Below are 25984 nucleotides of genomic sequence, written 5' to 3' on the forward strand. Positions count from 1 at the left end.
CTCCCCCTCTGTCACACCCCGTGAGGCGCTCCACAGTGCCTGCCCACGAGGTCCTTTTGCCTGAGAGGTTCCGGGGAGGATTTGCCCCTTCGGCGCCGCCCTGAGTGTTGTCGGGCGGTCTCTCCCACGTGGGTGTTACCGGCGCTGTCAACGCTACCAGCGCCGGTGTTTCGGGCAGATGTCCTCCCCCGGGTGCGGTGCCGGCGGTTCAGACGCCGACCGTCGCCGCGGTGCCGCCGACCCGCGCGGCCAGCTCCGGCAGCAGCGCGCCCAACGGGGCGTCGACGCACACGCTGGCGTGGGCGTCACCCCGGGTGGGGCCCTGGTTGACGATCGCCACAGGGATGCCCCGTTTCGCCGCCCGAATCACGAAACGTCGCCCCGACATGACCGTCAACGACGACCCCAGCACCAGCAACGACCGGGCCTGCTCCACGGCCGCGAAGCAGCGCGAGACCCGCTGCGGCGGCACCGTCTCCCCGAAGAACACCACGTCGGGCTTCAACATGCCGGTGCCGCAGATCCCGCAGTCCACCGGCCGGAACGCCGCCACCTGCTCGTCGGGGAGATCCACATCACCGTCCGGGTTGACCGCGGCGACCCGGGCCACGAAGTCCGGGTTGGCCTCGCGTAACCGCCGGTCCAGCTCCTCCCGGGAGGTCAGGTTGCCGCAGTCCAGGCAGGTCACCTCATCGAGGCGACCATGCAACTCGATCACCGACGTGCTGCCGGCCGCACCGTGCAGACCGTCGACGTTCTGGGTGATCACCGCGCCGACCAGCCCGGCCCGTTGCAGCCCGGCGACCGCCCGGTGCCCGGCGTTGGGCGCCGCGCCCGCGATCAACCGCCACCCCAGGTGGCTGCGCGCCCAGTAGCGCCGCCGGGCGAGGGGGTCGCGGGTGAACGCCTGGAACGTCATCGGGGTGTGCCGCCGGGCAACCCCGCTGGGCCCCCGGTAGTCGGGGATGCCCGACTCCGTGGACAGGCCCGCGCCGCTGAGCACCACCACCCCGCCACCGGCCACCAGCGAGGTCAACGCGTCGAAGCTCTCCGTCACCCCTCCATGCTGCCTCAGCCCGGCCGGTGGCGGCGAACGGTGCGCCGCCACCGGCCGCACTGAAGCGCCGCGGCGTCTACACCGCCACGACGTCGGCGACGACGCAGGAGATGTTGTCCGGCGCACCCGCGGCCCGCGCCAGCTCCATCAACTCCCGCACCGTCTGCTCGGGGTCGGCGCCCGCACCGAGCGCCGCGCACAGCGCGGCCCGGTCGACCACGGCGGACAACCCGTCGGAGCACAACAGGTACCGGTCACCGGGCAGCGCGCTCCGAAGCGCGAGATCCGCCTCCACCGGCCCGCCGGCGCCGAGGGCCCGCACCAGCACCGCCCGCTGCGGGTGCGCGGCGGCCTGGGCCGGGTCGAGGCGGCCCTGGTCCACCTGGGCCCGCACCCACGTGTGATCCTGCGTCAACAGCGACACCTCACCGTCGCGCACCAGGTACGCCCGGGTGTCACCGATGTGCACGAGGGCCAGTTGGGAGCCGCTGCGCAGCAACGCGGTCAGTGTGGTGACCGGCTGATGATCATCGGTCGCCAACCCGCGCACCGTGCGGTCGGCGTCGGCGACCGCCCCGGCGAGCATCGTCAGCAGCAGCTCGACGGCCGGCGCGTCCGTGAGCTCCAGCTCCCTGAGGGCGTCGATGGCGGCGGCGCTCGCGGCCGCGCCACCGGTCCCTCGCATGCCGTCGGCGACGGCGAGTAACCGCTGACTGGCGTACGCGGCGTCCTCGTTGCTGTCGCGCACGGCCCCGGTCTGACAGTCGGAGGCGTAGCGGACGGCGAGAGTGGGTGGGGGTGATGACACGGTGGTGCTCCCTCCGGACAGGTGGTCCACGAGGACGGTGGCGAGCCGGGCGCGCACCGCGGTGTCGGCGCTGACCTGCCGCCAGTACGCGGTGATCGCCTCAGCCGCCGCCGCGGGCGCCAACCCACACACGGTGCGGATCATGGCCAGTGGCATGCCGAGGCGACGCAGCTGGGCGACCAGCCGGGCCAGCGGCACCTGCTCCGGGTCGTAGAGCCGGTACCCGGACTCGGGATCGACCGCGGCCGGCAGCAGCACCCCCACCTGGTCGTACAGGCGCAGCGCCTTCGGTGTCAGTCCCACCGCCCGGGCGAACGCCCCGATGGTCAGCAGCCCCACGTCGGCTTCCTCCTCGTGCCGGTCACGGCGACCGACAGGCACCAGACTGGGCCCTGACCAAAGGTCAAGGTCAAGGCCGCACCGGCAGCGGGTGACGCGCAAGCGGGTCGGAGGGGCCGGTGTCGCACGTGCCGCCGGCGTCGCCGGTAGGTTGGTCGCATGCGAGTCGTCATCGCCGGAGGTCACGGCAAGATCGCCCTGCTGCTGCAACGCCACCTCGCCGGGCGCGGGGACACCCCGGTCGGTCTGATCCGCAACCCCGAGCAGGCCGCGACGCTGCGCGCCGCCGGCGCCACCCCCGTCGTCTGCGACCTGGAACACGCCGACGTCACGGAGGTCGCCGCGCACCTCGACCGCGCCGACGCGGTCGTCTTCGCCGCGGGCGCCGGCCCCGGCAGCGGCGCCGCCCGCAAGGACACCGTCGACCGGGGAGCCGCCGCGCTGCTCGCCGACGCCGCCACCCGCGCCGGTGTGCACCGCTACCTGCTGGTGTCCTCCATGGGCGTGGACGACCCACCCGCCGCCGGCACCGACGACGTGTGGGCGGCGTACCTGACAGCGAAACGCGCCGCCGAGGACGACCTACGCGGCCGCGACCTGGCCTGGACGGTGCTGCGACCCGGCCGGCTCACCGACGACCCACCCACCGGGCGGGTCACCCTCACCCGCCACGCCGGCCGCGGCGCGGTCAGCCGCACCGACGTCGCCCACGTCCTCGTCGCGCTGCTCGACGAACCCCGCACCACCGGCAAGACCCTGGAACTCGTCGACGGGCCCACCCCGATCGCCGACGCCGTCCACGCCGCCACCTGACCCCACCTGCACTCCGGGAGAGCCATGGACCCGCAACCACTCGACCACCGCTTCACCGCGCCCATCGAAAAGGACGGCGCGTTCGCCACCTACGTGACAGTGCCCGACTCCGCGAACCTGCTCGGCACCCGCCGCGCCGTGAAGGTCACCGGCACCATCGACGGTCACCCGTTCAACGCGACCCTCATGCCCTCCGGCGCCGGCCCACACTGGCTGCCCATCCGCGCCGCCCTGTGCAAGGCCATCGGCAAGAGCCAAGCCGGCGAGCAGGTCACCTTCCACCTCGAACAACGCCTCAGCTGACCCGCCGCGGGTGGGGTCCACCAACGGTGCCCCCACCCGCGCGACGGTCAGCGCTGCTGGTGCCGCGGCAACGCCGACTGGCCCGCACCGCCCGCGAACGGCGCACCCGGCGTCTCCGCCGCGATCCGGTCCATCGTGCGGGCCAGATGCTCACTGCCGTCGTCGAGATGCCGCGCCGCCGCCTGCATGTGCGACACCATCATCTCGCCGAAGATCCGCAACGCCTCCCGGGTGGCGACCGTGTCGTCGAAGCTCGGCCCCGCCGCGCTGCGGTACTCCGCCACCGCCCGCTCCGCCTCCTGCTTCGCCTCCGCCTCCGCCGCGTGCAGGTAGCTCTCGTACTGCACCCGGGCGTACTCGGCGACCCGCCGCGCGTAGTCATGCGCCTGAGCGATGATCTGCTCCGCCTCCCGCTGCGCCGCGGACAGCAGATTCACCTCCCGCGCCGCCGGGACCTTCGCCGCCGCCCCCGTACTCGGAATCACCCCGTGCCGGTGCAACTCCACCCGGTCGGTCAGCCGCTCGTTCTCCGCCCGCAACGTCGCGATCTGCGTCGCCAACAGGTCCAACTCGTCAGCCACCTGCACCCGGAACCGGTCCACGTCGGCGTTGTCGTAACCACGCCGCGCGAACGACGCGGCACCGAACTCCCACCGCCGAACCCGGTCGGCGGTCATCCGCACCTGCACACCGCCGGAAACCTGCATCCCGTCGTACCGACTGATCGGGGTCGCGCTCACCTGACTGCGCCTCCGATCGCGACTGCGGGACCCGCAAGCTCACCTTTCCCGCTCACCTGAGCCCACCTCCCGAAGTGTCACCGGCGGTCGTCTCCTGCACCGCCGTGCGCCAGGCCGGGCCGTACCACTGCGCGCCCAGGCCCTCGTGGTGCACCTGACCCGCGTGGAAACCCGCCTGGACCAACGTCTGCACCGCATGAGAAACCATCTCGTCGGACCCGCACACGTAGACGTGCCGGGAACGCCAGTCACCGTCGGCCAACGCCCGATCCACCGCGTGCACGAACTCCCCCGGCCGGTTGAGGTCGGCACCCACCACGTACGTCACCGTCAACCACGGGTACGACGACGCCAACTTGTCGATCGCCTCGCTGTCGTAGAGCTCACTGCGGGAACGCGCCCCCACGTAGAGATCCACCCGTCGGCGGGAACCCTCCGCCGCGACCTGCTCCACCAACGCCTTCACCGGCGCCCAACCCGTCCCCGCGACCACCAACAACAGGTCACTGGAGCCCGCCGACCACAACCCCAGCCGATCCCCCACCGGCGCCGCCAGGTGGACCCGGTCCCCCACCGCCGACCCGTACACCAACCGCGACGACACCGCGCCACCCGGCGCGGCCCGCACATGCAACTCCAACGTGCCGTCCGCCCGCGGCGCGTTCGCCGGCGAGTAGTACCGCCACGACCGCACCGCCGGATGCGACACCCCGATCGACTGACCCGGGGTGAACGGCAACAGGTACTGCGGGCGCACCGTCAACACCGCCACGTCGAACGCCCGCCGCTCGTGGGCCACGATCTCCGCCACCCACCACGGCGGGTTCACCGCCTCGGCGGCCTGCGCCGCCTCCGTCATCACCTGAGCCACCAACCCGTACGCGGCCGCCCAGTCCGACGCCAACTCGTCGGTCCACTGCTCGGCGAGGAAATGCTGCAACGTCGCCAACAGCGCCTCACCGACCGCCGGATAGTGTTCCGCGCGGACCGCGAACTTACGGTGGTCCGCGCCGAGATCCTGCAGGAAACCCACCAGGTGCTCCACCTGGTCCACGTTGGACACGATGTGACCCAACGCGGTCACCAGACGGTCCCGCTGACCGGCCATGTTCGTGGGGAACATCTGCCGCGTCTCGGGATGAGCGAGGAACAACGTCGAATAGAAATAGAGCGGCACCTGGTCACCGTGCTCGGCGACCACCGACCAGCTCCGCTTGAGTCGGGCCGCGTCCACGCTCAGACGCCCGACCGGTTTCCGCGGGACACCACCTGGTCCTGCACCTGCCCCAGCACCGTCTGCACGTCCGCCAGGATGTCCGCCGGCACACCCAGCTCGGTCAGCGTCACCACCAGGTGCCCACCCACCATCGCGTAGTGCTCCACCGGGATGTCCAACGGCTGGTGTGCCTCCGCCAACCCACGACCGGTGTACTCGTTCGGGCCACCCAGCACCGTGGTCAACATCAACGTCAGGTGCCGCCGCTGACCCACCATGTCCACATCGGAGAAGTAACCCGCCAACACCGGGTCGACGAGCACCCTGTCGTAGAACAGGTCAACGGCCGCCTTCACCGCGCTGGCACCGCCAATGCGGTCGTAGTGCGAGGCGGGAGCGGTCTCTTCCGTAACCGTCACGGTCGTTCCTTCCGGGGGGTGAAGGGTCCAGAACCGTGTCGGACCATAGCGTGTCAACCGCCTCCGGTCAGCGCCCCCTTATCGGGTTCCCGACAACACGACGACACGCTGCGTCACCACTACCGATGGGTATCTCCACAACGAGCCACCACAACGACACCCAAAGTGTCCACAGTGGACATGACAGGCCCGACGAACCTGCCCACCGTCACCGACGGTCGCCAGAAAACCAACCGAAAAAAAGCGGAACCCGGCAACGCCCCCGGCGCTCAGCCAGCCCGCCGCCGCGCCCGCCGCGCCGCCAACTCGTCACCGACCGGATCCGACTCGGACACCACCGCCGGCTCCACCGGGCCGCTCGTCGCCGGCTCCGCCGGCAGATGCGACAACGACCCCTGGATCTCCTTGAAAGCCCCACCGATCGCGATCCCGAAGACACCCTGGCCACCCTGCAACAGGTCGACCACCTCCTCCGGGGACCGACACTCGTACACCGTCGTCCCATCGGAGATCAGCGTGATCCCGGCCAGATCCTCCACACCACGCGACCGCAACGCCTCGATCGCCTTACGGATGTTCTGCAGGGACACCCCCGCGTCCAACAACCGCTTCACGACCTTCAACACCACCAGGTCCCGGAACGAGTACAACCGCTGCGTCCCCGAACCCGAGGCGTCCCGCACGCTCGGCACCACCAGCGTCGTCCGCGCCCAGTAATCCAACTGCCGGTAACTGATGCCCACCGCGTGGCAGGCCGTCACACCCCGGTAGCCAACCGAACCCTCACCCTCAGCCGCCCCATGAGGCGACGAGGCACCAGGCTCGTCGAACTGTGCACCCGGATCGGAATCCCGCGGCTCGTGCATCCGGACAACCTCCCCGTCAGTGTGGCGACGCGTCGTTTCCGGGACGCGCACCCCTCGACACGGCAACCCTAACGCCACCCTCAGGGGTTACCAGGGAGGAACCGACGCGACACGCCGCGCAGCCACCGAGAAAGATCACCAACCCACCCGGAGCATCACCCACAGTGACACCGGCAGGGGCAGAGCAAACCCCAACCTCAGCCCGCGAAATCCTCCGGACGCACCTGCTCCAGGAACTCGCGGAACTTCTCCACCTCGTCCTCCTGCTCGTCAGGGATAACGATCCCCGCCTCGCTGAGGACCTGCTCCGAACAACGAATCGGCGCACCGACACGCAACGCCAACGCGATCGAATCGCTAGGCCGCGCCGACACCCGCACCCCGTCACCGATCAACAGATCCGCGTAGAACACGTTCTCCTTGAGCTCGGTGATCTCCACCGCCTCCAGGGGCGCCTTCAACGCCGCCAACACATCCCGCAGAAGATCGTGAGTCAACGGCCGGGCCGGCTTGACCCCCTGCTGCTCGTAAGCGATAGCCGTCGCCTCGACCGCGCCGATCCAGATCGGCAGATAGCGGTCACCCTCGACCTCCCTGAGCAGGACGATCGGCTGGTTGCTGGGCAGCTCCACCCGAACTCCGACCACGCTCAGCTCGCGCACCGCCGCCTCCGTGTCGTCGTCACCTACGCACCGCGCCCTTCCCTGCACGGTACACGGACCGCGACACGGCCGTCCCATGCGCTACAGCACCACGCCCGCGCCGAAAAGGGGTTACCCCGGCAAGCCTACGGCACGCTTCCCGGAAGAGATCTTTCCGCTCAGCCACCACCCACCGGGCACCATCACCGACCCAACGTCGACCGCAGACCCACCCGCACCAACGCCGCGTGCAACTGCTCCGACAACGCCACCAACTCCCGCGCCGTCTCCGCCGCACGCGCCCGCGCCGCCGGATCACTCTGCCGAGCCAACGGCGCCACCAACTGCGCGAACAAACCAACCTCACGGTCAGCCGCAGTCCGATAACCCCGCAGATGCCGCGGCTCCAACCCGTACGACGCCAACCCCGCCACCGCAGACGCAATGATCAACGCGTCCGCGTCATACCACCCCGGCGGATCCGACACCAGCACACCGAGCCGCTCCAACTCCACCAACGTCGACTCGTCGATCCCACTGCGCGCCACCAGATCCGACCGGCCGAGCCGCACCTGCGACGACTCGGCCGGCTCCACCGACTCACGGCCCGGCACCGCACCATCAGGACCAACCGCCACCAAAGCCGGCCGCGACCGCCCCGGCTGCTCACCGGACGAATCCCACTGCGCCAACTGCTCACGGATCACCCGCAACGGCAGGTACTTGTCCCGCTGCGCGGTCAACACGAACCGCAACCGCGCCACATCGTCCCAGCTGTACTTCCGGTAACCCGCCGCCGTCCGCTGCGGCTCGACCAGACCCTCGGCCTCAAGAAACCGCAACTTCGAAATCGTGGTGTCCGGGAAATCCACCCGCAACTGCCCGAGCACCTCACCGATGCTCATCAGCGGCTGAGACCGGGCCGCACCGGGTGACGAGGAGGCCGCAGGCTCGTTCACCCCCGGCCGGCCTCCTCCTCCGGGCGCGGACCGGCGATGAACACGACCCGGAACTTACCGATCTGAACCTCATCACCATTACTCAACGTGGCCGCCTCGACGCGCTCACGATTCACGTACGTGCCATTCAAACTACCCACGTCCCGCACCGTGAACGTCCCACCATCCCGGTGGAACTCCGCGTGCCGACGCGACACCGTCACGTCATCGAGGAAGATGTCACTGTCCGGATGCCGGCCACTGGTCGTCACATCGTGGTCCAACAAGAACCGGGCACCCGCATTCGGACCTCGACGAACCACCAGCAGCGCCATACCCGGCGGCAACGAACCGGACATCCGGCTCGGCACCACATCGGTGTCCGGTCCCTCCAGCACTTCGTCGAGCGAACCGAGATTGAGCGTCGAAGTGACGTCGAGCGGGGGGAACTCGTCGTCTGGCCGCGTCATGGGACCACCTCACGGATCTGTTCGGTCGGCGTCGGGTAATGGCGGGTCTGGCCGCCGGGCACTTGAACACCCGGCGGCTGGCTCCCCGTGCCCGGGAAGGCAATTCCGCAACGCTCAACTATTGGGTTCTCGGTCGACTGGGCGAGCCTAGCCAGCGCCGAAATGCAGGGCAACCGGACGCGCGCAGACAACCCACGCGCCGGAACAAGCACACTCAGCCTTCGGTGATCTTCTGATACGCGCCCGCCGTGAGCAACCCGTCCGTCGCGGTCGGATCATTCGGCGTGATCTCCACCAACCAACCCTCACCGTACGGATCAGTGTTGATCAGCTCCGGCGTGTCACCCAACGCCTCGTTGCGGGAAGCGACCGTACCGGCAACCGGTGCGTAGATCTCCGACACGCTCTTGGTCGACTCGATCTCACCCAACGAGTCACCGGCCGCGACCACCGCACCCGCCTCGGGCAACTGCACGTACACGATGTCACCCAGCGCGTCCTGCGCGAAGTGCGTGATGCCGACCCGGATCGAACCCGTGCCGTCACCCGCCACCCACTCATGCTCGGCGGTGTATCGCAGATCCTCAGGAATCACCAGACGCGTCCTTCATCCATCGGTGCCCCGGACCACCCGGGTCCGGCGCGGCCGCGCCGGTCAGGAGACCGGACGGGCGTGTTCCAACTTGATCGGCACGTGCAGCGCCGAAACCTCGGCAACCTCACGCTCCCCAAACGTCACGTTACCGCCGACACCACGGACCGACGCCACCACCCCACCAGGAATGTTCAACGCCGTACGCATCGTCGCCGGATCACCGATCACCGTGATCGTGAACGGCGCCGTCAACCGACGCCCCTCCACCACCAACGACCCGTTGTCCCCATCGAGGAAGTACGTCGACGCGATGATCCGCACCGACGCCCGGTCACCGCCGGAAATCTGCATCGCCTCCGCACCCGCGCCCCGCAGCTCCTGCACCGCGTCCAGCACCCGGTTCGCCGTGATCGGCTTCGCGCCAGCGTCGAACTGCACCGTCAACCCCGGCCCGACCGCCGGCAACGTGCCCGCCAGGATGCCCAACTCGTCCGCCCGCCGCGTCGCCTCGTCCAACGCCGCCTGACGCCCCTGCTCACCCGACCGCAACTGCCGCTGACTGTCCTCCAGCGCCCGGATGTCCTGCTGAAGACGGTTCTCCCGCGCATCCAGATCCGACAGGATCCGCACCAGGTCCTCCTGACGCGTCGCCCCCAACGTCGGATCCGTCGACGTCGTCTTCAACTGCACCACCAGGGTGAAACCCAGCAACGCCAACAACGCCACGATCATCACGCCGGCCGTACTCCACCGGGACCGACCCGCCGCCACCGGCGCCGACCCACCGACCGGCTCCCCCAACCCGTCGGAAGCCGCCACCGGCTCCCCCGACCGAGGCACCGCGCTCAGATCCACCGTCGCGCCGTCGTCGCCCGGCTCCACGTCCGGCTCCACCGCTGGCGCATCGCCCGGCTCGCGCTCCGCCGGCCCCTGCGGCGCCAACGGGCTCAACTCGTCCGGATCCGGCGCGTCCGGACGCGGATCCGGCTCACCCGCCGGCCCAGCCGGCCGCCCCGGGCCCGCCGGCTGCGGCCACCCCGTCCCCGTGTCGGTCTGCTCGTCACTCATCGCAACCCAACCTACGCCCGGAACAGGTGCCGGCGGATCGCCGCCACGTTGCCGAAGATACGCACACCCAGCACCACGACCACACCGGTGGACAACTGCCCGCCCACCCCCAACTGGTCACCCAGATACACGATCAGACCAGCGACCAGCACGTTCGAGATGAACGACACCACGAACTGCTTGTCGTCGAAGATGCGGTCCAACCTCGCCCGCACCCCACCGAACACCGCGTCCAACGCGGCCACCACCGCGATCGGCAGGTACGGCTGTAACGCCGCCGGCACCGTGGGATCAAGCCACACACCCAGCACCACACCGGCCAGCAACGCCAGCACCGCGATCATCGGCCACCTCCGGAGGGGCTAACGGTCGTCGTCGGACCAGACGACCCAGGACTGCCGGAACGGACACCCGACGCGGAAGGGCTCGGACTGACCGACGGCTTGGCGTAGCGTAGCTGCGGCTCCGGAGCCGCCGGCAGGGTGAGGTCATCCGCCTCCCGCACACCGAACGACAACCCGGTCTTCTGCGCGACCTCCCGCATCAACGCCGCGTTGCGGCTGTCCTCGAACTTGCGCCGCATCGAACCCGGCCCGATCGCCGACACCTCGTACGGCCCGGTCACCGGCCGGAAATCCACCAGCATCGCCTCACCCGCCGACCGGATCGTCGACGTCGACGTCAACCGCTGCCCGTTGATGGCGACCGCCTCCGCACCAGCACTCCACAACGCGTTCGCCACCCCCTGCAGATCGCTGTAGAGCACCCGCGACGGCCCAGCACCGGCACCGGTCACCGCGTCCGCCTTGTCCGGAGCATCCGCCAACCGCACCACGACACCGTCACCACGCACCCGACCCAGCCCCGTGCTCGCCTCCATGTCCCGCAACCGGGCGGCGGCCGACCCGCTCAACGCCGCGTCACGCTGCCGACTGACCTCCTCGCGCAGCTGATCCGCCCGCGTGGACAACCGGTCGGTCTGACTCTCCCGTTCCTTGATCTGCGCCACCAGGCCGGAACGGGCCTGACTGCGCCCCGGCTCGTCCGCCATCGTCTGCCGGTACGCGACCGCGAACAGGAAACCGAGCATCACCAGCACGACCAGACTGACCGACCGCGTCGGCAAGGCCCGCCAGCCCGCGGCCCGCCCGGTGGACGCCGACCGCCGACGGGCAGCCGCCGCGTCCGCGTAGCCCGGATCCAGCGGATTGCGGAACAGCTCGGTGAGGAAGTCCGGCGCGTACACCCGGTCCTGGCGGGGCTTGCCCGACTCCGGCGCGCTCACGCCGTCGCTCCCGGGCCGCGTGCCGCGCGCACCAGCCGAGCAGCCTGTACGACGTACATCCCGCCGGCCACCCAGTAGAGCACCAGCCCCCACCAGGCCAGCCCCCAGCCGATCGCCGCCATCGCCGTCGCCGCCGCGCTCCACTCGGTGGCCAACAGCAGCACCGGGAACGCCGCGAGCAGCAGGAACGTGGCGGTCTTGCCCACGTAGTGCACCGGCGGCGGCCCGTAGCCGTAGCGGCGCAGCACCGCCAGCGAGGCGAGCAGGAGCAGCTCACGGGCCAACAGTGCCGCCGTGAACTGCCACGGCACCACCTCCCGCGCGGTGAAGGCGACCAGGGTGGCGAGGATGTAGAGCCGGTCGGCCAGGGGGTCGAGCAGCTCACCGAGCCTGCTCACCTGACGCAGTCGGCGGGCGATCCAACCGTCGACCCAGTCGGTGGTGCCGCCGATGGCCAGCACGATGATCGCCGCCACGTCGGCCCGCGTGACCAGGAACAGGTAGAGGAAGAGCGGCACGCCCAGCAGCCGCCCGAAGCTGATCAGGTTGGGCAGGGTGAGCACCTGGTTGCCGGGAGTCTGGTCACCGGTGTCCGGCGGTTGCTCTGCCCGAGCCGGCCGACGCGACACCGATCCTCCTCCACGGCACGCGGGCCCCGAGCCGACGTCGAGCGTGGCTGAGGGTCGTACGCGCTGTCGGGCCGGCCACCGCCGGCTCCCCCTGCGGCCCCGGGCGGGGCCCTCCCCTGATGCGGCCCGCGATCTTGGTGATCGCGGGCCGGGTAAGTGCGCTGTCACTATATCGGGCTTCCCCCGGGCTCCCGGGTGCCGCCGTGCGGCGTCTGGATGCGGCTCTGCCGCTCTGTGGCGTGGATCACCACGCGCAGAGCGTCCTAGGATACTAGTGGAAGGCGGGACGTCCTCATGCCGTCTGCGCCGCGGTGTCGGTCTGCTGCTCCGGCACCGACTGCGTCGCCGCCCGGCCGAACGCCAGCAACGTCAGCAACAGGTCGTGCTGCATCCGCGTCGGCATCCGATCCAACACCGCCTGCACCGCCCGCTGCCGCCGCTCGGCCAACTCCCCCAGCAGGGTCAACGCGGCCGCGGTCGGCACCAGTCGCACCTCGCGCCGGTCGCGCGGGTCCGCCACCCGACGTAGCAGCCCGGTCGCCTCCAGCCGGTCGCAGAGGCGACTCGCCGACGACGGCACCACGTCCAGCAGCTCCGCCAGCCCGTTGACGTTGGTCTCCTGCCGGCCACAGATCAGCGCCAGCACCCGCAACTGGGTGGGCGGCACCTGGTGCCGCGACGAGGCCGAGTCGAGCACGGCGATCAGTGTCTCGGCAGCCGCGTCGATCGACGCGGCGAGATCCGCAGGTCGCTCCACCCGATGTCCCCTGCCGTCGTCGCGCTGCTGACCGCCCGGCCGAGCGGCGGCCACCCTCACCCGCTGCTCCGCTCACGCGGACCACGCCAGTCCAGACAGACCACGACGGCGTCGTCGCGCAGATCGGAATCCGCGTGATAGGCGTGCAGTTCGCGCATCACCGTACCAACCGCCTCGGCCGCTGGCTGCAACCGCGTGGCACGCAGGGAACGAGCCATCACCCGGTCCCCGTACGGCTCCCGACCCGCCGGCTCCGCGGCCCACACGCCGTCGCTGACCACGAAGAGGCGGTCACCGGGCGCGAGTGGCAACTCCTGAAGCTCGTAACGGGTCTCCGCGAACATGCCCAGCGGCAGTTGCTGATCCAGTTTCAGCCGCTCCACCACGGACCCCCGCATCCGCAGCAGGTGCGGGGAACCGGCATCGACCGCCCGTACCTGACCCGTGCGGGTGTCCACCTCCAGCAGCAGGGTGGCCACGTACCGGCGACCCCGGTGTTGGTAGAAGACGGTGTCCGAGGCCAGCTCGGCCTGCTCCACCAGGCTCCCGCCGGAGCGACGCGCGTTGCGCATCGCGTTGACCGTGACCGAGGTCAGCATCGACGCGGTCAGGCCACTGCCCTCGCCGTTGAGCACGGTCACGGTCAGGCGGTCGCCGTCCAGGGACCAGTCGAAGTGGTCCCCACCCACCGTGTAGGCAGGTTCGAGCTGACCGGCCAGATCGAACGCGTGGTGCGCCACACTGCGACCGGGCAACAGATCCCACTGCATCTCGGCAGCCAGTGTCAGTCGCTCCCGACGGCGCGCCCGGCGGTAACGGTCGGTCCCCCGGTCCGCCGCACGCATCGCCATCGCCAGGGCGCCGGCGACGTCCGTCGCGCGGCCGGTGACAGCCGGATTGGGTACGGCGGGAAGCTCGATCAGCAGCACACCCAGCCGTTCCCCCCACACCGTCAACGGCAGGTAGAGCCGGCAGGGGCCGTCGCCGTCGCGCACCGGTTGCTGGCTGCTGAAACACCGCTGAGCCACGGTGTGACAGGCCAGGAAGCCCGCCGCCGGCAGATCCGGGTCCAGCAGGGGCCAGAGCCCGCTGATCCGGTAGTCGGCGACGAACACGTCGGTGCGCAGCGCGCCCATCGTCGACCGGATCACCCGGTCCGCCGCCTCCGCCAGTTGGTCGGGCGGGGCGTCGCGCAGCGCGCACGACACCACGTCCGGCACGTCCACCATGGTCGTCCTCTCCAGAAGCTTGCTCTAGGGCAAGCATCATACGGACGCCCCCGGCCGACGAAACCGGCGCGGTCAGTCGCCGTCGCGGGTCGCCAGCACGCCGTGGAACGCGTCCGGCACCTCGGCCGGCAGACCCTCCGGGCGCCACTGGGCGACCGGGACGATCCCGTCCGCCGTCGGCGTCCAGCGGCCCAGCAGCGGCGCGAACGCCGCCGGTGGGCGCATCCGGAACTGCGGCCCCATCATCGCCAGCGCCTGCGGGTGAGCGGCCAGCTCCTCGGTGTCGAAATCCACGGCGAGCAGGCTGCCCGGCGCCGCGGCGGCGTACAGCTCGTCGAGCGTGTGGGTCAGCGTGGCGTCGTCGAGGAACGCGGCGAGCCCGAGAAAGACCACCCCGACGGGCCGTCGGCCCCAGCCCGGCACGAAGCGGTGCAGCTGGGCCGGGTCGATCGTGCCGATGTCGGTCGCGTCGCCGAAGCCGTAGCCGGCCCGGTCGCTGCCGGCCAGGATGCTCTGCCCCAGCCGGATGGTGACCGGGTCGACGTCGGTGTAGAGCACTGTCGCGTCGGTGGCGACCTCGTGCACGTTGCCCATCGTGGGCACCCCGGCGCCGAACACCAGAAACCCGTCCACGCCCTGCTCGGCCATCGCCCGCACCGCCCGACCCAGGAATGCCCGCAGCTCCCGGAACACCGGCGCGCACGGCCCGTACGCCTGCTCGAACGCGCTCGCGGCGGCCACGTCGACCGGGAAGTGGTGCTCCCCGCCGAGCCAAAAGTCGATCATGCGTGCGGTGCTCGGCTGGTCCGGTTCACCCATCGACGACGCTCCCTCCCCGACCGCTCGTCGCCAGCGTACCGACCGGGACGTGCTCTGCGGTATCGCGACGCGGAGGCGCCCGGGCCCGCGATACTGGCGCGAGCAGGAGGTGGGCGGTGAACTCGGCGAACAGCGCGGCGGTCGTGGTCGGCGTGGACGGCTCGGAGCCGGCGCTGCGCGCCGTTCGCCTCGCCGCCACCGAGGCGGCGCGCCGGCAGCGGCCACTGCGGGTCGTGCACGGGTTCATCTGGCCGCTGTTGCACGTCCCGGTCTCCCCCGCGCCGGACGCTCCGCCCGGCGGTGGGCTGCGCCACCGGGCCGAGGAACTCGTCGACGCCGCGGTGGCCGAGGCCGAGGCGACCGTACCCGGGCTGTCGATCTCCGGGGAGATCATCGACGGCGAGGCCGCGGCGGTGCTGGTGGGTGAGTCTCCCACCGCCGCGCTCGTCGTGCTCGGCGACCGCGGGTTGGGCGGCTTCTCCGCGCTGGTGGTCGGCTCGGTCGCGGTGCAGGTCGCCGCGTACGCCGACTGCCCGGTGCTGGTGGCCCGCGGCGAGCAACGACCCGACGAACCGGTGCTGGTCGCGGTGGACGGCTCGGCGGCCTCCCGGCTGGCGGCCGACTTCGCCGCCGAGACCGCCGTGTCGCGCGACGTGCCGCTGGTGGCGATGCACGCCTACCGGCACCCGGGCAGCAGCGGCCCGGGCGACATGCAACCCCTGGTGTACGACGAGGCGACACTGCACGGCGAGCAGGAGCGGATGCTCGCCGAGTGGCTGACCGGGCTGACCGAACAGCACCCGACGGTGCGACTCACCTGCCGGGCGGTACACGGCCGGCCGGGCGCCGTGCTCGCCGAGGCGTCCCGCTCCGCCCAACTCGTGGTCGCCGGTGGGCAGGGGCGGGGCGAGGTGTCCGGGTTGCTGCTGGGGTCGGTGAGCCAGTCGTTGCTGCACCACGCGCAGTGCCCGGTCGCGGTGGTCCGCGCGCCACGTTAGGCGCCGGGGTTGGCCCGTCGCGAGACGGGTAGACGTCCGGACCGACGAAGGAGGCACCAGATGCCAGGACCACGGCCGGGCAGCAACGCGTACGACAAGCAGCGGGCGCGGTTGCGCAACGCGATCGACGATTCCGGACGCCGGGTACCCGACGGCAAGGCCAACCAGGTCGCGAACCGGATCCTGCAGGAGGATCGCGGCCAGCGGGGCGTGGTGCGTGGTGAGCGCACGTACGGCCCCAAGAGTGAGCGCGAACCGGGCGACCCGAAATGAGGAGGGTCGACCTTGCCGACGGCGCCATCGCTGGCGCCGTCGGCAGCACCGCGCTGAACGTGGTCAGCTACCTGGACATGGCGCTGCGGGCGCGACCGGAGAGCAGCGTCCCCGCGGAGACCGTCGACCGGTTGGCCGACATCGCGCACGTGAGCCTGGGGCCCGGGGCCCGGGCGGCCAACCGCCGCTCGGGCCTCGGCCCGCTGATCGGCTACGGGCTCGGCATCGCCGCCGGCGTCGCGTTCGCGCTCTACGCCGGCGGCCGGCGCCAGCCGCTGCCGATGGCCACGGGAGTTCTCGGGGCCGGCGTGATGACGATGACCGACGGGTCCATCACCGCGCTGGGCATCAGCGACCCGCGCACGTGGCGGCGCTCAGACTGGATCTCCGACATCATTCCGCACCTGGCGTACGGGCTGACGGCCGCCGCCACCTGGAACAGGTTGCGGCGGCCGTCAGGTCGCGACCGTTAGGCGTCCGGTCAGCGGGTGTCGCTGTCGTCCTCGGCCACCGGTTCACCGGCCGGGCCGTACGGCGACACCTGCCCCTTGGGGACCGGTCGACCCTCGTCGCCGCGCGACGAGCCGCGGTTGAGCGGATGCCCGGTCGGCGTGGGCCCCTTGCTGTCCTGACTGGTGGCGCCCTTGGCGTTACGCCGGAACTCCTCCTGCTGCGGGTTGACCATGGGTGTCTCCCTCCGGGTACGGCGGGCGGCATCGACCGCCTCCACCGTCGGCATACCCGCCCGCTGCGGCGCCATTCCGTCCCCGGTCGGCGGCACGACGGCTAGCAGAGCCCGGATCGGGTACCCGGTCGGTGTGGGCAACGATCGAACGGTGGCGCGGGTCCTGCTGGACCGCCGCGGCCGCACGTACGCGGAGGAGGCCGGTATCCGGCTGTCCGACCGCCCCGGGCCGCTGTACCAGCTGCTGGTGCTGACCACCCTGCTGAGCACCCGGATCCGGGCGTGCGTGGCGGTGGACGCGGCACGGGAGCTGTTCGCGGCGGGCTACCGAACGCCGCAGGCGATGGAGGCGGCCAGTTGGCAGGAGCGCGTCGACGCGCTGGGCCGGGGCCACTACCGCCGCTACGACGAGCGCACCGCCACGATGCTCGGCACCGGCGCCCGCCTGTGCCTGGACCGTTGGCACGGTGACCTGCGGCGGTTGCACCGCGAGGCCCAGGGCGACCCCGTCGGGCTGCGTCGGCGGCTCACCGAGTTCCCGGGCATCGGCCCCACCGGGGCGGACATCTACCTGCGCGAGGCGCAGACCGTCTGGTCCGACGTGCGCCCGTACGCCGACCGTCGGGCCCTGGCCGGGGCGAAGCGGCTGGGTCTGCCCGGCAATCCGCACGGGTTGGCCGACCTCGTCGACGAGCCCGACTTCGGCCGCCTCGCCTCCGCGCTGGTCCGGGTGGCGCTCGGCGAGGAGTCCGCGGGCGAGGTCACCCGGGTCGCCGCCCGCTGACGGCGCTCACTTGACCGTCTTGTCTCCCGGCCGGGTCAGGTGCCACACCAGCAGGGCGGCGAGCAGTGCCAGGACCACCACCCCGCCGGAGATGCCACGGCCCTCCTCGGGGCTGCGACCCGCGCTGCCGAAGTAGATCACCGCGAGGCCGGCCAGCACCGTGACGAACGTACGCAACCCTCGGTCCTTCACGTCTCGCACGCTAGGCGGCTGAGTGCCATTTAGGAGGATTACGGGTTTTTGTCCCTCGGCCGGGTGACGTCAGCGTCACTGACGAACCCGCGCAACCGCACCCGACGCACCGCCCGGTCGCGGACCTCCACCACCTCCAGGGTCAGCCCGGGCAGACGCACCGTCTCCCCCGCCTCACCCGGCAGGTGCCGCAGCCGGGCCAGCACCAACCCCGCCACCGTGGTGTAGTCCCGGGACAACGGGAAACTCAGCCGCACCCCGAGGTCGGGCAGGTCGTGCAGCGGGAAGTCACCGGGCACCAGCAGGGACCCGTCGGCCTCCCGGACCACCCCGCGCACGTCACGGTCGGTCTCGTCGTACAGCTCGCCGACCACCTCGGCCAGCAGGTCCTCCATGGTGACCATGCCGTCGATGCCACCGTGCTCGTCGACCACCAGGGCCAGTTGCTGGTGCTCCTGACGCAGCTCCCGCAACGCGTCGGCGACTGGCAGGGTGACCGGCAGCAGCAGCGGCGACCGGACCCGCTCCCCCACCGAGGCGGTGCCGGCCCGCACCAGGTCACGGATGTGCACCACACCGAGCACCTCGTCCAGGCCAGCGGGACCGGTGACGGGAGCGCGGGACCGCCCGGCGGCGGCGAGCCGGCGCACCCCCTCGTCGGCGGTGAGGCTGGCCGGCAGTGTCGTCACCTCCCGCCGGGCGACCAGGATCTCGCGCAACGTCCGGCCGGCGATGTCGAACGCCCCGGTCAGGATCTCCCGCTGCTGGGCGGACAGGCCACGCTGGCTGGCCAGCATCTCCCGCAACTCCTCCTCGGTCATCTCCTCCCGATTGGCCCGCGGGTCACCCCCGGCGAGCCGTACGACCGCGTCGGTGGCCCGGCTGAGCAGCCACACCGCCGGCCGGGACACGCGGGCGAGCAGGTCCAGCGGACCGGCGCTGAGCAACGCCCACCGCTCCGCCCGCTGCATGGCCAGCCGCTTCGGGGCCAGCTCGCCGAGCACCAGCGTGACGAACGTCAGCAGCACCGTCACCAGCAGCACCGCGGCGGGGCGGGCCAGGCCGCCGAGGAAACCCAGCGGGTCGACCAGCGGCTCGGCCAGCGACACCGCGGCAGCCGCCGAGGCGAGGAAGCCGGCCAGTGTGATGCCCAGTTGGATGGTGGCCAGGTAGCGGTTCGGGTCACGCGACAGCTGCACCAACCGGTCGCCGGCGCGCGACCGCCGACCCAACCGCCGCAACTGACCCTCGCGCAGCGTCACCAGCGCCATCTCGCTGCCGGACAGCGCGGCGTTGACCAGCACCAGCACGGCCACCAGCGCCAACTGCCCGAACTGACCGCCCATCGCGCACCCCCGTCCGCCGCCTCAGGTCACTCAACCGCAGCGGAGCCGTCCCCGGGACTGCTTTGCGACCGTGCCCTGCTCAGTCGACCTCCAGGTCGTCCAGCGAGATGGCGTGCGTCATCAGCCACCGGGCCAGCGCCGACATCCCGAACAGCCACAGCGGCACGGACTCGGTGGGCCCGTTGGTGGCGTAGATGGCGAAGCGCAGGTCCGGCGCGCGGTACGCCTCGATCCGCCACCGGTGCTGCCTGTCCCGCCAGACCGCCGAAGGGTCCATGGCGTCACCGTAGGTGACCGCCGTCGGCTCCGGGGGCGGGTTGGCCCGGGACGCTCAGCCCGGAACCACCGTCGTCCCGAACACGACGCGGGCAATGGACACCAGAAGGCTGATGCCCACTCCCGCGAGGATCAGCCAGCCGACGCCACGCCACCCGGAGCCACGGTCGAGCACCGGCGGCGACGGCGGCCTCCACAGCTCCCGGTACGACCAGGCCAGCACACCCACCCCGAACGGCAGCAGCCCCACCCAGAACCAGAACCACCGGGTGCCGACCAGCGGCGGCGCGCCGCCGATCAACCGGCCCAGCCACAGCACGATCAGCACGCCGGCCAGCAGCCCGGCGGCGCCCCCGATCCGGTCCGCGAGGACGTTACTGGCCTGCCACCGACCGGTCAGCTCGGCGAGCAGCGCATCCTGCCGGGAGCCCGTTGACGGGTCCGGTCCCCCCGGGTACGAGCCCGGGGCGGGCGGTGCGTCGAAGGTGTACCGGGTCTGACCGTTCGACAGGGTCCAGGTCAGCATCCCGCCGTTCGACGCGTACTGCGATCGCGGTCGACTGGCCCAGTACGCGCCGTCGTCGGCCCAGCCGTTCGCCCGCTGGGCGCTCACCACCCGGCCGCCCGCGAGATCCCGGTTGAGCTGGGCCTCGGTCGACTCGCGCGGCTCGGCCCACCACGCCAGACCGGCCCACAGCACCCAGAGCACCGGCAGCCCCCAGCGCAACGCCACCGGGACGACCTCGCGCCACCGGCGGCCGGACGGCCGCGACCGGGATGGGGTGACCTCGACCATCAGCCCACCGTCGCACCCCGGCGCCATCCTGTCAGCCCCGGATCGTCGCCCAGGGCAACGGCCGCCGGGTCCGTTGCTCAGGTGACGACTGCTCAGGTGACGACGATCCGGGCGTCGTCGGGCAGTCGTCGGGTCGCGCCCCGACGGTCCAGCAACTCCAGCAGGGGCACCGCCACCCGACGGGTGGTGTCCAACGCCTGCCGGGCCGCGGACAGCGTGAACGGCTGCGGCAGCCCGGCCAGCACCCGGACCGCGTCGTCGAGCGCGTCGGGCAGCAGCACCACGTTGTCGGCCAGCCGCAGCAGCGCGCCGGCCCGCACCGCCGCGCCGATCTCGCGCGGGCCCAGACCGAGGTCGACGAGGCGGTCCGCCTCGGGGGCGCGAAACGGCCGGTCACCGTACTCGACGCGGACCCGCCGCACGGCCCGCGCCACCGGCTCAGGCAGCGCGTCGGCGCCCGCCGCCCCGACCCGCCCGGCGTGGATCCGCAGCGGCGGCCGGACCAACGCCTCGACCAGCACCCGGTCGGGCAGGGCGAGGCGCTGGCGCAGCGCGTCCACCGGCATCCCCGGTTCCAACGGGTGCTCCCTGGCGTAGCGGGCGACCTCCTCGCTCACCTGCTCGCCCAGCCGCTGCCAGTGCGCCGGGTCGGCCAACCAGTCACCGGCCACCGGCGCGGCGTGCACCGGCACACCCATCCGGGTCAACGCGTCGGCGCGGACCAGCCGGCGACGGCGCAGCTCCCCGGCCAGGTCGGGACGACCGTCCAGCTCGGCGAGGACCTGGGCGCGGGCGACGGCGGCACCCCGGCGGGCCAACGGTGGCGGTGCCACGTCCAGCACCCGCACCCCGCCGGTCACGTGGTGCCGACCCGGGTCACGCAGCAGCGCCCGGTCGCCCACCAGCAACGGCAACGGACGGGCCAACCGCAGTCGTACGGTGTCCGGGCCGAGCGGGCGGACCCGTACCGGCACGGCCGCCGACCCGACGTGCAGGGTGAGGGTGGCCGGCAGGTCGGCCGCCGGATCGCCGCTCAGCCGCACGTCGACGAGGTCGGTGCGGTGGAACCGGCCCGGGGTGAGCAGCGCGTCGCCACGGCCGAGCCGGTCACGGGACGTACCGCGCAGGTTGACCGCGACCCGGGACACCGCCGCCACCTCCGGTCGAGCCTCGCCCAGTGAGTGCAGGCCACGTACCCGCACCGGCTCGTCGGCCCCGGCCAGCTCCAACTCGTCGCCCACCCGCAACCGGCCGACGCCGAGGGTGCCGGTGACCACGGTGCCGCTGCCCCGCACGGTGAAACTGCGGTCCACCCACAGTCGGACCGGGTCGTCCGTCACCGGCGCGGGCAGTCCGGCGGCGAGCCGCTCCAGGGCCGCCCGAAGCTCCGGCAGGCCGGCGCCGGTCAGGCCACTGACCGCCACCGCCTCCACCGTGCCGAGGCTGGTCGCCGCGATCTCGGCCCGGGCGCGGGCCATGGCGGGCCCCGGGTCGGCCAGGTCCGCGCGGGTGACGGCCACCAGGCCGTACGCCACACCGAGCGCGTCGAGCGAGGCCAGGTGCTCGGCGGACTGCGGCATCCAGCCCTCGTCGGCGGCCACCACGATCAGCGCCGCCGGCACCGGGCCGACCCCGGCGAGCATGTTCGGCACGAACCGCTCGTGCCCGGGCACGTCGACGAAGGCGACGGTGCCGCCGGACGGCAGCGTCGTCCAGGCGAACCCCAGGTCGATGGTCATCCCCCGACGGCGTTCCTCCGCCCACCGGTCGGGTTCCATCCCGGTCAGCGCCCGGACCAGTGTCGACTTGCCGTGGTCGACGTGCCCGGCGGTGGCGACGACGAACACGGTCAGTCGTCCCCGGGTACGCGCAGCACGGCCGCGCGGACCGTCTCGTCGGCCTCTTCGGGCACGCAGCGCAGGTCGAGCAGGAGCCGACCCCGCACCACCCGCCCGAGCACAGGCTGCTCGCCGGTGCGCAGCGGCTCCGCGTACCGCTCGGGCAGGCTCAGCGCCCACGAGTCCAACTCGACGCCGGGGGCCCCGCCGCCGCCGACCACCGCGGCGGCCGGCACCACCTCCGCCTTGCGGCCGTCCGCGCCGAGCCGGTCGCGCAGCCGCTCCACCCGGCTGCGCAGCGCACCCGCGTCGGCGTGCAGCGCACTGCGGGTCGGCGTGTCCGGCTGGTGCAGGGTGGCGGCCAGCGCGGCCAGGGTCAGCTTGTCCACCCGCAACGCCCGGGCCAGCGGGTGACGGCGCAGCCGGTCGACCAGCGCGACGTCGCCGAGCAGCAGCCCCGCCTGCGGGCCGCCGAGCAGCTTGTCGCCGCTGGCCGTGACCAGCGTGGCACCGGCGCGCAGGGTGCTGGCCGCGTCCGGCTCGTCGGGCAGCAGCGGATCCGCGGTGAGCAGACCGGAGCCGATGTCGGCGACCACCGGCACACCGAGGGTGGCCAGTTGTCGGACCGGCGTTGCCGAGGTGAAGCCGGTGACCTGGAAGTTCGACGGGTGCACCTTGAGCACGAAGCCGGTCTGCGGGCCGAGCGCGGCGGCGTAGTCGGCGAGGGTGGTGCGGTTGGTGGTACCCACCTCCCGCAGTCGCGCGCCGGTGCTCTCCACCAGGTCCGGCAGGCGGAAGCCGTCGCCGATCTCGACCAGCTCGCCCCGGCTGACCACGATCTCCCGGCCGGCGGCCAGCGCGGTGGCGGCCAGCACCAGCGCCGCGGCCCCGTTGTTGACCACGTGCACGGCGCCCGCGTCGGGCACGGCCGCGGCCAGCGCGTCGAGGGCGTCGCGGCCGCGATGGGCCCGCCGGCCGGTGCCCAGGTCCAACTCCACGTCGGTGTGCCCGGCGGCGGCCACCACCGCGGCGACCGCGGCGGAGGACAACGGCGCCCGGCCCAGGTTGGTGTGCAGCACGACGCCGGTGGCGTTGAGCACCACGCGGGGGCCCGGCGCGGGCAACGCGGCGACCGCCGCGTCGCGTACGTCATCGGGGTGCAGCTCGCCTCGGCGGGCCCGCTCCTGGGCCCGGGCGACGACCGCCTTCACCCGGTCGCGGCCCAGCGTCGCGCTGGCCGCGGCCAGCCGAGGGTCGGCCAGCAGCGTGTCGGTGCGGGGCACCCGGCGTCGCGGGTCCACCGGCCCGTCACCCATCGCGTCATCTCCTGCACTGGTTGGCGGAGACGGACGGGAATCGAACCCGCCTGGCCCGGGTCCCGGACCACACCGGTTTTGAAGACCGGGAGGGGCACCAGCCGCCTGAACGCCTCCACCGGACATTCGATCACACTGCGGGCGGGGCCGCCCGATCAGATGGAAGATCCATGCCGCTGCGCCGGGCGTCGACCCGCTCGCGCTGCGGCACCACCGTGTAGCGAGGGTCGCGGGCGGAGGCGACGCCACCGTAGAAGATGCCGAACCGGGTCGCCAGCGAGGCGGCCAGCAGCGAGACGCCGGACAGGCCGCTGACCAACCGGCTGCGCCGACCGAGCAGCGCGCCGGCGACCCCGCCGATCGTCAGCATCCGGCTGGCGCGCAGCAGCCAACCGGGGTTGCCCTGCCGGTAGGGCTCGCTGAGCAGACCGAGTCGGGTCTCCACCCGGTGCGTGCCGTACAGCTCCAGGGCCGCGCCGGCCACCGCCATCCGCCGGGCCGGCCCCGCCTGGGCCGTCGGCGCGGCGAGCAGACCGACGCCGGCGCCGCTGGCCAGCGCGCTGCCCGCGAAGATCACCGGCAACTCGGGGTACGCCTCGTGCCACGACGGCACCGCCGTGCCGGCCAGCAACACCCCGGTGTACGTGGCCAGCGCGGGCGCCGTACCGGCGGCGAGCAGCCCGGCGACGTTCCCGACCGGCGGCAACGCCCGACCGGCCATCCCGAGCAGGCCGTGGCGCGGCAGTACCCCGGCGGCCTCGGCGATCGCGGCGACACCCGCGGCCGGCCCGTACGCGGTGAGGATCCAGGTGCCCATGGACATCGGTGAGGTCGGCTTGGCCACGCGCAGCATGTGGTGGAACCGTGCCGGCCGGCCGAGGTCCTTGACCAGGAAGACCGCGCTGGCGCTGACGGCGGCCAGCGCGGTGACCCGCCCGGCACGGCGCAACGCGGGCCGACCGGTGAGCTGCCCACCGGCGGCGAGCAGCGACGACCCGGCGGCGAGCCCTCCGGTGAACAGGTACGCGGCGATGTCCCACTTCCACACCGGCGCCTTCAGGATGGGCCGACCGTAGTACGACGTGAACTCCGCCTCCGGCACCCGCAGTTCCTCGCCGCCCCCGCGACGCCCGCCCCCACCACGCCTGCCCCGCCGGCCGGTGCTCTCACCGTTCGCGGCCGGAAGCTCGGTGCTCTGGTCGTTCGCGGTCGCCCGGGCGGTGCTGTGGTCGTTCACGGTCGGCCGGTCGGTGCTGTCCGTCGGTTGGTGGCGACCGTCGGCGGCCAACCGGTCGCGGAAGCGGCGGAAGATCTCGCCCACCTCGGGGCGGTGCGGACTCACGAGGAGCCTCCGACGAACGCGGCGACGGTGGCCGCCGCCATGGCGAGGGCCGCGATGCCGGCGCGTTTCCACATCTTCGGCAGGTCGCGGGTGGTCACGATCGGGTCCGGTGGCAGCCCGTACACCTCCGGCTCGTCCAGCAGCAGGAAGAACGCCCCGTCACCACCCACACCGTCGTTGGGGTCGTGCCCGTACAGGCGCGCCTCCGGCACACCGCGCTCGTGCAGCGTCTCGACCCGCGCGGCCGCCCGCTCCCGCAACTCGTCCAGCGGCCCGTACTGGATCGACTCCGTCGGACACGCCTGCGCACACGCCGGCGTCATCCCCGCGCCCAACCGGTCGTAGCACAGCGTGCACTTCCACGCCCGACCATCGTCCTTACGCTGGTCGATGACCCCGTACGGGCAGGCGGAGATGCAGTAACCACAGCCGTTGCAGATGTCCTCCTGCACCACCACCGTGCCGAACTCCGTCCGGAACAACGAACCCGTCGGACAGACATCCAGACACGCCGCATGCGTGCAGTGCTTGCACACGTCCGACATCATCAACCACCGAAAATCCGTCCGCCCCTCCTCGCCCGTCCCGCGCCCCGGCGGCTGCGCACCCGGCATACCCAGGAACTGCGGTCCCGCGCTGCCCAGGCCGGCGGCGGTCGGATCGGCCGCGATCGGATTGGCGGCGGTCGGATCGGCGGCGATCGCGCCGAGCACGTCCACCGGCCCGCCCCCGGCCATCCGGGCGGCGGCGGACGGCGTGCCCGTCGGCACACCCGGGTCCGTGCCGGTGCGTTTGCTGGTGCCAGCCGCCACGGCCGCCGACGCCGCGCTGACCGAAGCGTCGGTCGGCGTCCCCGCGAACGGCGGCGTGCGGTGACCAGCCGGCCGAGGTTGCTCGATGAACGCGACGTGCCGCCAGGAGTTCGCGGTCAGCGCGCCCGTGTTGTCGTACGACATGCCCAGCAGGTCGAGCCCACTCTCCGGGACACCGTTCCACTCCTTGCAGGCCACCTCACAGGCCTTGCAGCCGATGCAGACGCTGGTGTCGGTGAAGAACCCCATCCGTGGCGGCGCCGACGACCAACCGGCGTCCGGCGCCGGGTCCAGTGGACCGTAGAGGCTGTTCGGGTCAGGAATCACTGCGCTC

Annotated in this window: 32 protein-coding genes, 1 tRNA gene and 1 riboswitch; of the genes, 6 read left to right on the forward strand and 27 right to left on the reverse strand. The window is 72.4% G+C overall.

Annotation, left to right across the window (positions count from 1 at the left end; all coding sequences use genetic code 11):
- Positions 1–38 precede the first annotated feature (38 nt).
- Positions 39–137: riboswitch (glycine riboswitch) on the reverse strand.
- Between the two features lie 71 nt (positions 138–208).
- Both LADH09A_RS21440 and LADH09A_RS21445 read right to left on the reverse strand, forming a co-directional pair.
- On the reverse strand, positions 209–1057 hold the full coding sequence (locus LADH09A_RS21440; protein ID WP_238647265.1) for an NAD-dependent protein deacetylase: 849 nt from the start codon (positions 1055–1057) through the stop codon (positions 209–211).
- A gap of 76 nt (positions 1058–1133) precedes the next feature.
- Positions 1134–2204 (reverse strand): MerR family transcriptional regulator, encoded by a 1071-nt coding sequence (locus LADH09A_RS21445; RefSeq protein ID WP_238647266.1) that lies wholly within the window; start codon positions 2202–2204, stop codon positions 1134–1136.
- A gap of 159 nt (positions 2205–2363) precedes the next feature.
- On the opposite strand from LADH09A_RS21445, the gene LADH09A_RS21450 reads away from it, so the two are divergent.
- Both LADH09A_RS21450 and LADH09A_RS21455 read left to right on the forward strand, forming a co-directional pair.
- Positions 2364–3017: an NAD(P)H-binding protein gene (locus LADH09A_RS21450; RefSeq protein ID WP_238647267.1), complete on the forward strand. Its 654-nt coding sequence runs from the start codon at positions 2364–2366 to the stop codon at positions 3015–3017.
- A 24-nt stretch (positions 3018–3041) separates the two neighbouring features.
- A complete protein-coding gene (locus tag LADH09A_RS21455; RefSeq protein ID WP_238647268.1) occupies positions 3042–3320 on the forward strand; it encodes a DUF1905 domain-containing protein in 279 nt (92 codons plus the stop codon).
- A gap of 47 nt (positions 3321–3367) precedes the next feature.
- On the opposite strand, the gene LADH09A_RS31765 is transcribed toward LADH09A_RS21455, so the two are convergent.
- From LADH09A_RS31765 to LADH09A_RS21535, 15 genes are all read right to left on the reverse strand, one after another.
- A complete protein-coding gene (locus tag LADH09A_RS31765) occupies positions 3368–4060 on the reverse strand; it encodes a DivIVA domain-containing protein (protein WP_308194651.1) in 693 nt (230 codons plus the stop codon).
- A gap of 52 nt (positions 4061–4112) precedes the next feature.
- Positions 4113–5294, reverse strand: a complete 1182-nt coding sequence (locus LADH09A_RS31770; RefSeq protein WP_308194652.1) for a globin domain-containing protein — start codon at positions 5292–5294, stop codon at positions 4113–4115.
- Between the two features lie 2 nt (positions 5295–5296).
- Positions 5297–5695, reverse strand: a complete 399-nt coding sequence (locus LADH09A_RS21475; protein ID WP_238647269.1) for a group I truncated hemoglobin — start codon at positions 5693–5695, stop codon at positions 5297–5299.
- A 269-nt stretch (positions 5696–5964) separates the two neighbouring features.
- Positions 5965–6561 carry a MerR family transcriptional regulator gene (locus LADH09A_RS21480; protein ID WP_238647270.1) on the reverse strand — a complete coding sequence of 199 codons (597 nt, stop codon included), beginning with the start codon at positions 6559–6561 and terminating at the stop codon, positions 5965–5967.
- Positions 6562–6758: 197 nt separating this feature from the next.
- Positions 6759–7223, reverse strand: a complete 465-nt coding sequence (locus LADH09A_RS21485; protein WP_238647271.1) for a bifunctional nuclease family protein — start codon at positions 7221–7223, stop codon at positions 6759–6761.
- 182 nt (positions 7224–7405) lie between these two features.
- Positions 7406–8107: a transcriptional regulator FtsR gene (gene ftsR, locus LADH09A_RS21490; protein WP_238647315.1), complete on the reverse strand. Its 702-nt coding sequence runs from the start codon at positions 8105–8107 to the stop codon at positions 7406–7408.
- Between the two features lie 50 nt (positions 8108–8157).
- Entirely contained in the window at positions 8158–8610 is a 453-nt protein-coding gene (gene odhI, locus LADH09A_RS21495) for an oxoglutarate dehydrogenase inhibitor Odhl (RefSeq protein WP_007071101.1), read from the reverse strand.
- A 214-nt stretch (positions 8611–8824) separates the two neighbouring features.
- Positions 8825–9205, reverse strand: a complete 381-nt coding sequence (gcvH, locus tag LADH09A_RS21500; RefSeq protein WP_088948243.1) for a glycine cleavage system protein GcvH — start codon at positions 9203–9205, stop codon at positions 8825–8827.
- 60 nt (positions 9206–9265) lie between these two features.
- Positions 9266–10273: a DUF881 domain-containing protein gene (locus LADH09A_RS21505; RefSeq protein WP_238647272.1), complete on the reverse strand. Its 1008-nt coding sequence runs from the start codon at positions 10271–10273 to the stop codon at positions 9266–9268.
- Between the two features lie 11 nt (positions 10274–10284).
- Positions 10285–10617 (reverse strand): small basic family protein, encoded by a 333-nt coding sequence (locus LADH09A_RS21510; protein ID WP_030327710.1) that lies wholly within the window; start codon positions 10615–10617, stop codon positions 10285–10287.
- Complete coding sequence (locus LADH09A_RS21515; RefSeq protein WP_238647273.1) at positions 10614–11558, reverse strand: DUF881 domain-containing protein; 945 nt, start codon at positions 11556–11558, stop codon at positions 10614–10616. The genes LADH09A_RS21510 and LADH09A_RS21515 overlap by 4 nt, the downstream gene beginning before the upstream one ends.
- On the reverse strand, positions 11555–12187 hold the full coding sequence (gene clsA / locus LADH09A_RS21520) for a cardiolipin synthase ClsA (RefSeq protein ID WP_238647274.1): 633 nt from the start codon (positions 12185–12187) through the stop codon (positions 11555–11557). The genes LADH09A_RS21515 and clsA overlap by 4 nt, the downstream gene beginning before the upstream one ends.
- A 292-nt stretch (positions 12188–12479) precedes the next feature.
- On the reverse strand, positions 12480–12944 hold the full coding sequence (locus LADH09A_RS21525) for a MarR family winged helix-turn-helix transcriptional regulator (protein ID WP_238647275.1): 465 nt from the start codon (positions 12942–12944) through the stop codon (positions 12480–12482).
- Positions 12945–13000: 56 nt separating this feature from the next.
- Positions 13001–14173 carry a PP2C family protein-serine/threonine phosphatase gene (locus LADH09A_RS21530; RefSeq protein ID WP_238647276.1) on the reverse strand — a complete coding sequence of 391 codons (1173 nt, stop codon included), beginning with the start codon at positions 14171–14173 and terminating at the stop codon, positions 13001–13003.
- A 72-nt stretch (positions 14174–14245) separates the two neighbouring features.
- On the reverse strand, positions 14246–14992 hold the full coding sequence (locus LADH09A_RS21535) for an SAM-dependent methyltransferase (RefSeq protein ID WP_238647277.1): 747 nt from the start codon (positions 14990–14992) through the stop codon (positions 14246–14248).
- Between the two features lie 116 nt (positions 14993–15108).
- Between LADH09A_RS21535 and LADH09A_RS21540 the strand changes: the two genes are divergently transcribed.
- From LADH09A_RS21540 to LADH09A_RS21550, 3 genes are read left to right on the forward strand one after another with little or no spacing between them, the layout of a single operon-like run.
- Positions 15109–15990 (forward strand): universal stress protein, encoded by an 882-nt coding sequence (locus LADH09A_RS21540; RefSeq protein ID WP_238647278.1) that lies wholly within the window; start codon positions 15109–15111, stop codon positions 15988–15990.
- A 60-nt stretch (positions 15991–16050) separates the two neighbouring features.
- Complete coding sequence (locus LADH09A_RS21545; protein ID WP_088948250.1) at positions 16051–16263, forward strand: phosphatidylethanolamine-binding protein; 213 nt, start codon at positions 16051–16053, stop codon at positions 16261–16263.
- A complete protein-coding gene (locus LADH09A_RS21550; protein WP_238647279.1) occupies positions 16260–16736 on the forward strand; it encodes a hypothetical protein in 477 nt (158 codons plus the stop codon). Before LADH09A_RS21545 ends, LADH09A_RS21550 begins: the two co-directional genes overlap by 4 nt.
- A gap of 8 nt (positions 16737–16744) precedes the next feature.
- Here LADH09A_RS21550 and LADH09A_RS21555 read toward each other — a convergent pair whose 3' ends face one another.
- On the reverse strand, positions 16745–17089 hold the full coding sequence (locus tag LADH09A_RS21555; RefSeq protein ID WP_238647280.1) for a hypothetical protein: 345 nt from the start codon (positions 17087–17089) through the stop codon (positions 16745–16747).
- Between LADH09A_RS21555 and LADH09A_RS21560 the strand changes: the two genes are divergently transcribed.
- On the forward strand, positions 17082–17732 hold the full coding sequence (locus tag LADH09A_RS21560; RefSeq protein ID WP_238647281.1) for a hypothetical protein: 651 nt from the start codon (positions 17082–17084) through the stop codon (positions 17730–17732). The two genes, LADH09A_RS21555 and LADH09A_RS21560, sit on opposite strands and share 8 nt — an antisense overlap.
- 6 nt (positions 17733–17738) lie before the next feature.
- Here the strand turns inward: LADH09A_RS21560 and LADH09A_RS21565 are convergent, their stop codons facing one another.
- From LADH09A_RS21565 to LADH09A_RS21605, 9 genes are all read right to left on the reverse strand, one after another.
- Positions 17739–17924 (reverse strand): hypothetical protein, encoded by a 186-nt coding sequence (locus tag LADH09A_RS21565; RefSeq protein ID WP_036410487.1) that lies wholly within the window; start codon positions 17922–17924, stop codon positions 17739–17741.
- 38 nt (positions 17925–17962) lie between these two features.
- Complete coding sequence (locus LADH09A_RS21570) at positions 17963–19270, reverse strand: hemolysin family protein (RefSeq protein ID WP_238647282.1); 1308 nt, start codon at positions 19268–19270, stop codon at positions 17963–17965.
- A 79-nt stretch (positions 19271–19349) separates the two neighbouring features.
- The gene (locus LADH09A_RS21575; RefSeq protein ID WP_030327722.1) at positions 19350–19547 is read right to left on the reverse strand and encodes a hypothetical protein; all 198 of its coding nucleotides are present in this window, start codon (positions 19545–19547) and stop codon (positions 19350–19352) included.
- A 54-nt stretch (positions 19548–19601) separates the two neighbouring features.
- Positions 19602–20342, reverse strand: coding sequence for a hypothetical protein (locus LADH09A_RS21580; RefSeq protein ID WP_238647283.1), 741 nt, complete (start codon positions 20340–20342; stop codon positions 19602–19604).
- Between the two features lie 92 nt (positions 20343–20434).
- Positions 20435–22189 (reverse strand): selenocysteine-specific translation elongation factor, encoded by a 1755-nt coding sequence (selB, locus tag LADH09A_RS21585; protein ID WP_238647284.1) that lies wholly within the window; start codon positions 22187–22189, stop codon positions 20435–20437.
- A gap of 2 nt (positions 22190–22191) precedes the next feature.
- Positions 22192–23496 (reverse strand): L-seryl-tRNA(Sec) selenium transferase, encoded by a 1305-nt coding sequence (selA, locus tag LADH09A_RS21590; protein ID WP_238647285.1) that lies wholly within the window; start codon positions 23494–23496, stop codon positions 22192–22194.
- Between the two features lie 21 nt (positions 23497–23517).
- Positions 23518–23613, reverse strand: a tRNA-Sec gene (locus LADH09A_RS21595).
- A 13-nt stretch (positions 23614–23626) separates the two neighbouring features.
- Positions 23627–24604, reverse strand: a complete 978-nt coding sequence (nrfD, locus tag LADH09A_RS21600) for an NrfD/PsrC family molybdoenzyme membrane anchor subunit (protein ID WP_274529927.1) — start codon at positions 24602–24604, stop codon at positions 23627–23629.
- A gap of 230 nt (positions 24605–24834) precedes the next feature.
- A complete protein-coding gene (locus LADH09A_RS21605; RefSeq protein WP_238647316.1) occupies positions 24835–25974 on the reverse strand; it encodes a 4Fe-4S dicluster domain-containing protein in 1140 nt (379 codons plus the stop codon).
- Positions 25975–25984: the final 10 nt, after the last annotated feature.

It is taken from the genome of Micromonospora cabrerizensis (assembly GCF_022230955.1).
In the GTDB taxonomy this organism is placed as follows: Bacteria; Actinomycetota; Actinomycetes; order Mycobacteriales; family Micromonosporaceae; genus Micromonospora; species Micromonospora cabrerizensis.

Bases quoted from the DNA above. Each gene is read 5' to 3' on its own strand.
- LADH09A_RS21580 (WP_238647283.1), bottom strand. From the start codon at position 20,342: ATGGTCGAGGTCACCCCATCCCGGTCGCGGCCGTCCGGCCGCCGGTGG.
- selA (WP_238647285.1), bottom strand. From the start codon at position 23,496: ATGGGTGACGGGCCGGTGGACCCGCGACGCCGGGTGCCCCGCACCGAC.
- LADH09A_RS21545 (WP_088948250.1), top strand. From the start codon at position 16,051: ATGCCAGGACCACGGCCGGGCAGCAACGCGTACGACAAGCAGCGGGCG.
- LADH09A_RS21530 (WP_238647276.1), bottom strand. From the start codon at position 14,173: ATGGTGGACGTGCCGGACGTGGTGTCGTGCGCGCTGCGCGACGCCCCG.
- LADH09A_RS21510 (WP_030327710.1), bottom strand. From the start codon at position 10,617: ATGATCGCGGTGCTGGCGTTGCTGGCCGGTGTGGTGCTGGGTGTGTGG.
- LADH09A_RS21505 (WP_238647272.1), bottom strand. From the start codon at position 10,273: ATGAGTGACGAGCAGACCGACACGGGGACGGGGTGGCCGCAGCCGGCG.
- LADH09A_RS21455 (WP_238647268.1), top strand. From the start codon at position 3,042: ATGGACCCGCAACCACTCGACCACCGCTTCACCGCGCCCATCGAAAAG.
- odhI (WP_007071101.1), bottom strand. From the start codon at position 8,610: ATGACGCGGCCAGACGACGAGTTCCCCCCGCTCGACGTCACTTCGACG.
- LADH09A_RS21450 (WP_238647267.1), top strand. From the start codon at position 2,364: ATGCGAGTCGTCATCGCCGGAGGTCACGGCAAGATCGCCCTGCTGCTG.
- LADH09A_RS21480 (WP_238647270.1), bottom strand. From the start codon at position 6,561: ATGCACGAGCCGCGGGATTCCGATCCGGGTGCACAGTTCGACGAGCCT.
- LADH09A_RS21570 (WP_238647282.1), bottom strand. From the start codon at position 19,270: ATGGGCGGTCAGTTCGGGCAGTTGGCGCTGGTGGCCGTGCTGGTGCTG.
- LADH09A_RS21535 (WP_238647277.1), bottom strand. From the start codon at position 14,992: ATGGGTGAACCGGACCAGCCGAGCACCGCACGCATGATCGACTTTTGG.
- ftsR (WP_238647315.1), bottom strand. From the start codon at position 8,107: ATGAGCATCGGTGAGGTGCTCGGGCAGTTGCGGGTGGATTTCCCGGAC.
- LADH09A_RS21550 (WP_238647279.1), top strand. From the start codon at position 16,260: ATGAGGAGGGTCGACCTTGCCGACGGCGCCATCGCTGGCGCCGTCGGC.
- LADH09A_RS21575 (WP_030327722.1), bottom strand. From the start codon at position 19,547: ATGGACCCTTCGGCGGTCTGGCGGGACAGGCAGCACCGGTGGCGGATC.